At 63.3% G+C, this 7,618-nt stretch carries 5 protein-coding genes; 2 read left to right on the top strand and 3 right to left on the bottom strand.

Features of this window, described 5'->3' with window-relative positions; all coding sequences use genetic code 11:
• Window positions 1-13 precede the first annotated feature (13 nt).
• From VKR55_RS16715 to VKR55_RS16705, 3 genes are all read right to left on the bottom strand, one after another.
• On the bottom strand, window positions 14-2,242 hold the full coding sequence (locus VKR55_RS16715; RefSeq protein WP_324405018.1) for a recombinase family protein: 2,229 nt from the start codon (window positions 2,240-2,242) through the stop codon (window positions 14-16).
• Between the two features lie 448 nt (window positions 2,243-2,690).
• Window positions 2,691-4,562 carry a recombinase family protein gene (locus tag VKR55_RS16710; protein WP_324405017.1) on the bottom strand — a complete coding sequence of 624 codons (1,872 nt, stop codon included), beginning with the start codon at window positions 4,560-4,562 and terminating at the stop codon, window positions 2,691-2,693.
• Window positions 4,563-4,702: 140 nt separating this feature from the next.
• Entirely contained in the window at window positions 4,703-4,954 is a 252-nt protein-coding gene (locus tag VKR55_RS16705; RefSeq protein WP_324405016.1) for a ribbon-helix-helix protein, CopG family, read from the bottom strand.
• Between VKR55_RS16705 and VKR55_RS16700 the strand changes: the two genes are divergently transcribed.
• Both VKR55_RS16700 and VKR55_RS16695 read left to right on the top strand, forming a co-directional pair.
• Window positions 4,858-5,805, top strand: a complete 948-nt coding sequence (locus VKR55_RS16700) for a group II intron maturase-specific domain-containing protein (protein WP_324405015.1) — start codon at window positions 4,858-4,860, stop codon at window positions 5,803-5,805. The genes VKR55_RS16705 and VKR55_RS16700 overlap by 97 nt on opposite strands.
• 189 nt (window positions 5,806-5,994) lie before the next feature.
• Window positions 5,995-7,618 (top strand): strawberry notch-like NTP hydrolase domain-containing protein (locus VKR55_RS16695; protein WP_324405014.1); only part of this gene is annotated, 1,624 nt, incomplete at its 3' end.

The following is a 7,618-nucleotide window of genomic DNA, read 5'->3' as shown; positions in this document are numbered from 1 at the left end:
CTTGGATGTTGCGTCATACTACACCTTCAGGTTTTTTGAGAGGGTCGAAGAGGTCAGGAGCAGCTGCAGGTACTTGAATTCGTATGCCTTTTGCCCGTCCGCGATAGACGTGAACGGCCTTAAGCTCGCCGCGCTTTACACGTTGCAAGATGGTTTGCCGCGAGACGCCGAGTAGATTCATGGCCTTGAACATCTTCACGTAACCTTCGGGCGCGCTCTCCACAAAGCGCGACCGCAACTCGTGATTGATACGGATGCGCCACGGCGCGCCAGGTGTGATCTGTTCTCCGGCAATGAAGCCATCGTTGAGGCAGCGATGCAAAGTAGAGGGTGCGATCCCGAGAGCGCGTGCTGCTTTCTCGATCGTCATGCACTCGCCGTCCTGCACTTGCTGTTTCGGCTCGAAGCACGGGATCTCCCAGTGCGTCCGCAGGCTCGACACACGATTTGCCGTAAACGACAGTCCTGTGGCCGTTGTACGGCCTTGGCGATTGAGGATGCCGGCGATCTTGGTGTCGGGATAATGTGCAGCCAGTCGCCGCAGCAGATCAATCGTATCGTCGGCGGTGCGGATCGGCGATGGATGCGAGTGCGGCAATGGGACATTAACTTCACTGAAGAGACCGCCGCGCCAACGCAGCGTCAGGTGAGCGTTGTATTTATCGCGCTCGACTCTCAAGGTGACGTCGTCGAGCAGCGTGCGGAGCAACTCCTTGCGATCGCGATCGCTCGTCGTGGGAGCGAACCAGATACGCTTGAGGTCTTTACCGAGTGCAAGGATCGCGTCGCGTTCTTCGTGCGTAAGCGAGCGCGGTCGGGCATGTTCGCGGTCCGAGAGTTCGGATTCGGCAGTCTTCAGTTCCAGCAGAGCGCTTTCCCATTCTGCTTCGAGTCCACGCGCGACGAGTCTATTCTCCGGGTCCACGGCGCGATAGCGTCGCTCGGCGCGCTGCGCGTTGTAGCGCGCACGCTCGACGTCGCGACGGAACTGCGCGAGAGCCGTCTCGTGATCGGCGTCGAATTGCTCGATCGCCTGGAGCGAGGCTTCCAGGCCTGCGGGCGCGAGAGCCGCAAGGAACGCTTCGGCGACAGCCGCATCGATCTGCACACCGCCGATGTTGAGGCAGTACTCGCCCCGGCCGTTGACGATGTTCTTGCCGGCGCAGTGATATCCGGGCGCCGAGAACCGGCCGCTGTAGTGTACGGCCAGGCGCCGACCGCAGTGTCCGCATGCGGCGAGGCCTTGCAGGAGTGCTGCGCCTTCTCTCACGGCACCCCCGCTCTGGTGCGGTCGAGGACGGATGTTTTGCGCCAGGCGCTTCTGGTTCGCCTCGAAGGTATTCCAATCGATGTATCCGGCATGATGGTCACGAATGAACACCGGCCACTGCTCGCGGTCGCGTTGTCTGATGCGCTTTCGGATTCGACCGCCCGCATCGAGATAGCATGTCTGCTGGGTGCGGCCATACACATAAACGCCGGCATAGAACGGGTTGGTGAGGACCTGGTGGATCTTTGTGTAAGTGGGGACGACCCAGCGGAGATCGACAAGGCTGTTGGAGTGCAGCGGAAAGCGCAGGCCTTGCGAGCGGAACCACAGCCACACGCGTCGTGCCGAGCCGAATTCGGCAAAGCGGTCGAAGACAGCATGGATCGCGGCTTGCACCGACTCGTCAGGATGCAACAGCACCTCCCCGTCGGCGTCGCCCCGTACCAGACCCACCGGCAGCCCGCGGTGCAGTTCTCCGCGTGCGGCCTTGTTGCGGATGCCACCGAGCAGCCGCGCACGCAGCACATGCAGCTCTGCCTCTGACATCGTACCTTTGAGCCCGAGCACCAGGCGGTCATTGAACAAGCCCGGATGATAAATCCCATCTCCATCACCGATGAGCGTGTGGGTCAGGCCACATAGATCGAGCAGACGGTACCAATCAGCATTATTGCGCGCTAGTCGCGAGACTTCCAAGCCGAGCACGATGCCCACCTGGCCGAGGCCGACCTCCGCGGTCATACGCGCGAAGCCGATGCGCTCGGAAAGGCCGGAACCGGAAATACCGAGGTCCTCATCGATGACTTTCACCTGATCGCGTCGCCAACCAAGCCGCGCGGCGCGTTCGGCTAACTCGTACTGACGGGCAGTGGACTCGCGATTATGCTCGACCTGCGTCGTACTGGACTGACGCACGTAGACGATTGCGCATCGGCGTAGGTGCTCAGCGGTGATCTTGCTCAGTTCGTTCATCGTTGTGATCTCCGGCAGTGGCGATTGCTCGGGCGATTAGTCGGGCGAGTCGCAGCACGAGATGTGCGCGCTGCTCTTTATCGAGGGCCTCCCATACGGGTACGGCCCCGCGCTGAGGTGGTGGGTCGAGAAAGCTTAGCTGCTGCATGGCTGTCCTCCGATTCCGGTAGCAGGACAGTATGCGCGGCATCCAATTGCCGCAGCAAAGCGTCGACGATCGTCCGGGCGTGCAGCAGCTCGGCGTGGGAAGCCAGGAATGCCGCTCGAGCGCATTGCGGGCTTGCACGCGGTAAATGTTGTGCGATAGGCAGATCTGTCCACGCGGCCGGTACAAGGGCACGGGTACCATCGGGCAGTACAAGCGTCAGATGAAGTTCGCCGCGTCGATGACACCAGCCAAGAACATTAAGCGCGGATCCCTCAAAAGGATGGCGCGACCGAACGATGGTTACCTGATCGGGATAGTCGTCGAGATGATGAGCGCGGTGGTGGGTAGTCTGTCGAGTAGTCTTTCGACCGGGTCAACCACGACATCCTGATGGGGCTCATTGCCAAGCGGGTTGCTGACAAGCGCCTCCTGAAACTGATCCGCGGATTCTTGAACGCGGGTGTTCTGGAGGGAGGACTGGTCAGCCCGACGGAGGAGGGTACGCCGCAGGGCGGTCCGCTGGCTCCTCGAACGCAAAAGATAACTTTGCGCAGCCGGCAGTGCAGCGTCCGGACTGCCGTCTGGCGGGCCGTCGCCCGGTGCCATGGGCAACGGGATGCAGTGCCGGATGATGATCTTGTCGTCGCCGACGAGGATTTCCTTGACGAGAAGCCGCAGGACGCGCTGGCGTTCCAATACGTCGAGGGCCCCGGCCGACGACCGCAGTCGCGTAAGGAACGTGGCCAGCGTTTCAGCGAGGCGCAGATAGGCTGTGCGGTCGACTGACTGGTCGACGACCGCCTGCAGTTCAGCGTTGTCGGCTTGTTCGCGCCGCCGCAAGTTCGGCATGCGCTCGCGCAGTTCGTCCAGCGAGAGAAGGCCTTCCTGATAAGCAGTGAGCAAGCGATCGATGCTCTTGCGGATGCGAACGAGATCGCGGCGGAGAGCCTCCTCATGGCGTTTGGTCGGGTCGGCTTCTCGCGCCGCTGCGAGCCGTCGGTCGAGTTCGTTATGGATGAGTTCGGGATCTTCGAGCAGCCGCACGATTTCCGCCCAAACAACCCCGTCCAGAAGATCCTGACGCACCGGGCGGTTGTTGCAAACGGAGCCGGAAAGTTGCCGCCAAGCGTCTGAGCCGAGACATCGATAATAGTGGATCGCGCGTGCGCTCGATCGCGTCGATGTGCGATAGAGTGCGTAACCGCATTTGGCGCAGCTTACGAGACCTTGCACGACGCTGGGCGTGACGGTCCGCCGCGGCGCATGAGTCTTGTTGGTCTCGAGCCGTTCCTGCGCGAGCGCAAAGGCCTCTTCGCTGACGATCGGCGGCACGGCGATCGTGATCCAATCCCCCCGCGGCTGCTCGTGGCTGGCGCTGTCGCGAGTGGCAATGCCGCCACGCATCCGTATTGGCCGCGTGATCCGTTGGCGCGGTGCAAGCGTCGTCTTACCAAAGCAGGCTTGGCCTTTGTACGCCGGATTTCGCAGCATGCCCCAGACCGTCGAGCGCTCCCACCGACCGCGTCGCTTGCAGGTGGGGATTGCCTGTTCGTTCAAGAGGCGAGCGATGGCGCCGATGCTGAGCCCCTGAACGGTGTATAGTTCGAACATCCACCGTACAATGCGAGCCTGCTCTTCGTCGATCTGGTAGTACGCAGCCGAGTGATCTGTCTTGCGGATAAAACGAAATCCGAACGGAGCGCCGCTCAGTACGCTGACTTCGCCCTGGCGAGCGCGATGTCGTTTGCCGCGGCGCGAGCGCTCCAAAATCTGGGCTCGTTCATATTCCGCGATCATTCCCTGAAACTGCACGAGCAATTCGTCCTCAGGCGTCGAACCGCGCGGCGCGCGCACAAACAGGGTCTCGACGCCGGCGCGGGCGAGCTCCTCGATCAAGAGAATCTGGTGCGCGTATCGTCGGCTCAACCGGTCGGGCGCATAGATGAGGACGGCCTGGATCAGCCCCTCGGCAGCAAGATCGCGCACCCGCTCAAGGCCGGGACGGATCAGGTTCGCCCCACTATAGCCGTCGTCCTCGAAGACCCATTCCTTCGGCACTTCGAATTGCTGGGCGCGGGCGAACGCAACCAGCGTCGCCGTCTGACTGGCGATCGTGTTCTCCTCCCTTTGTTTGTCCGACGATACACGAGCGTAGATTGCTGCCGTCTTCATCGTCTGCTCCCGTCACCTTTGCGCTGCCCACCACCCGGACCCGATCAGGAACCAGAATGTCGTAAGCCTGTTCGAGCTTGGCAGCGAGCAGCCGATCGAATGCGAACTCCAGATGGATGGCACGACGTATCGGTCGCTGCTCAACCATGCCTGCGCTTCGCCACCAGGAAAGCCGCCACGGCCTGCCTGACGACCTCGCTTGTCGTGACGCCACGCGCCGTTGCGTGAGCACGGAGACCGCGCGCGAGGCTTTCCGGCATTTTGAGCGTGATCGTAACCGAGTTCTCGGCCGCCAATGGCGGCGCACCCGCTCGCGCCAGTTCGAGGTAGCGATAGGCTTGTCGTCGCGACAAGCCAAACGTGCGCGACAAAGCCACGGCGGCCTCCGCCATGCCGATCTCGTCCGCGAGCAAGCGCCGCGCCGCTCTCAGTCGTTCGGCCTTTTGCACTCGCGTCGAACGAATCATCTGACACTTGCGTATTACCTTTTGCGTCTCAAATCAACCACGCACTGTCCACGCCAGCCCACAATCGCCCGTTCGAAGCGGAAGTTATCTTTTGCGTTCAGGGAGCCGTCTCGCCGCTGTTGTCGAACCTGATGCTGGATGTGCTGGACAAGGAACTGGAGAAGCGCGGCCATCGATTCGTGCGCTACGCCGACGACTGCAACATCTATGTGCGCAGTCAAAAGGCGGGTGAGCGGGTGATGGCCGGGATCGAACGGTTCCTCGAAAAGCGCCTCAAGCTCAAGGTCAACAAGGCCAAGAGCGCGGTCGCCAAGCCGAGCGTCCGCAAGTTCCTGAGCTTCAGCTTCACGGGTGGAAGAGAGCCACGGCGGCGCATCGCGCCGCAGGCGATTGCCCGCTTCAAAGCAAGGGTTCGGGAACTGACGCGGCGCACGCGCGGACGAAGCCTCGCGCAGATCGTCAAGGAGCTGTCCGTCTACCTCATCGGGTGGCGCGGCTACTTCGGCTTCTGCCAAACCCCGTCGGTGTTGCGTGCGCTTGATGAATGGCTCAGGCGGCGGTTGCGCGCCATCGCCTGGAAACAGTGGAAGCGTGGAAGTACAAGGGTTGCAGAACTGCGACGCCGCGGCGTCGGCCGGGACCTGGCGGCACAAACTGCCGGCAGCCCACATGGCCCTTGGCGGCTCGGCAACAGCCCCGCTCTCAACATCGCCATGCCAAACCGCTACCTCGGTTCACTCGGCCTGGCTTCCGTCGCAGTCCCGCGACCCGCATAATCCACCGAACCGCCGGATACGGACCCGTATGTCCGGTGGTGTGGGAGGGGCGCAGCCGCAAGGCTGCCCCCTATCCCGATTGGCTGAGAACAAGAGGGAGAGGTGGGCCGGAAAGGGTTTGAGCCGCGGCGGTGTCAGGAGAGTGCCGGGCGGTTCGGCCCATTCCCCGCTCTCCGAAAGACACCCCTCATGACCGAATCTCTCGTCGGCGGCGCCAGCGCCGCGCCGCTCTCGATGCGCGCCACCGCAGTCGCTGCATCCGCGATTGTTAGCGCTGCACGACAGCTTTTGACCGATCTCGAACAGGGACGTCGCATCGATGCCGCTGTTCTGCGCAGCGCCATGCAGGCGGCGTTCGGCGCCTCCGATGCGACCGGCGCCTGGAACTGGAAGACCGCTTACGACGCCTGCGAGGCGGCGACCGTCCTGTTCCTGCGGCGGCATGGCGCCGCCATGCGCGCCAAGGCGGCGTCGCCGGCGGCCATGCTGTCGATGCTGATGAGGATCGCCGCTCTGCTTCCGACCCAGACGCGCCGGTCCGAGGAAAGCGACACCCTCCAGCAGTTCTCGACACCGATCGGATTGGCGTACGTCGCGAGCGTTGCCGCCGCGATCACGCCGGCCGATGTCGTACTGGAGCCGTCGGCCGGCACCGGCCATCTCGCCATCCTCGCAGAACTCGCCGGCGCCTCCCTCGTCCTCAACGAGTTCGCCGAGAGCCGCGCCGGCATTCTCGGGCAGATCTTTCCGGCCGTTTCCACCACGCGGTTTGACGCCGCACACATCAACAACCACCTCGACGCGCGCATCGTGCCCAGCGTCGTACTGATGAACCCCCCATTCTCGGCCGCGGTCCATGTCGATTGCCGGATGGCGGATGCGGCGTTACGGCACGTCGCCTCCGCGTTGGCCCGTCTTCCCCAAGGCGGACGGCTGGTCGCCATCACAGGCGCCAACGTCGCCCCCGACAATCCCGTTTGGACCGAATCCTTCAAGCGACTGCAGGAACAGGGCCGGGTCGTGTTCTCGGCGGCAATTGACGGCGCTGTCTATGTCAAGCACGGCACCACCATCGACACCCGCCTGACCGTGATCGATCGAGTGCCGGCGGACGACATCGCGTCATTGCCGGCAACCGCCGGCATCGCGCCTGACCTGCCGACTTTGCTCGACTGGGTCGTCCGGTGCGTGCCACCACGCCGCCCAATCGTGGGCGCCCCGGCGGCAGTGCCAGCAATTGCCAGCCCTTCCACGCCCCGAACAGTCCGCGCCTACGTCGCCCAGCGCCAGCCCGTGACGGCGGTGCCAGCATCCGAGCTCGTGGCGACAGAAGTCGCCTATGAGCCCATCGACTGGACGCCCACCGATGCCAGCAAGATCACCGATGCGCTGTATGAATCCTACGCGTTGCAGTCGATCCGCATTCCGGGCGCGCACGCCCATCCCACCAAGCTCGTGCAGTCGGCCGCAATGGCTTCGGTCGCGCCGCCAAAGCCATCCTACCGGCCGCTTTTGCCAGCCAATGTCATAGCGGATGGCATCCTGTCAGACGCGCAGCTCGAGAGCGTCATCTACGCCGGCGAGGCGCATTCCGAGTTTCTCGCTGGCTCATGGACCGTCGATGCGACTTTTGACGTCGTGGTGGCGGCGTGTGATGACGCGGAGAACGCCGTTCGTTTTCGCCGCGGCTGGTTCCTCGGCGACGGCACAGGCGCGGGCAAGGGACGGCAGGTCGCGGGTATCCTCCTCGACAACTGGCTCAAGGGCCGCCGTCGTGCGGTCTGGATCAGCAAGTCCGACAAGCTGATCGAGG

The organism is Bradyrhizobium sp., from assembly GCF_035309285.1.
Taxonomy (GTDB): Bacteria; Pseudomonadota; Alphaproteobacteria; order Rhizobiales; family Xanthobacteraceae; genus Bradyrhizobium.
Note: the sequence above shows the minus strand (reverse complement) of the source record. Positions and strands in the feature narration are given on the sequence as shown.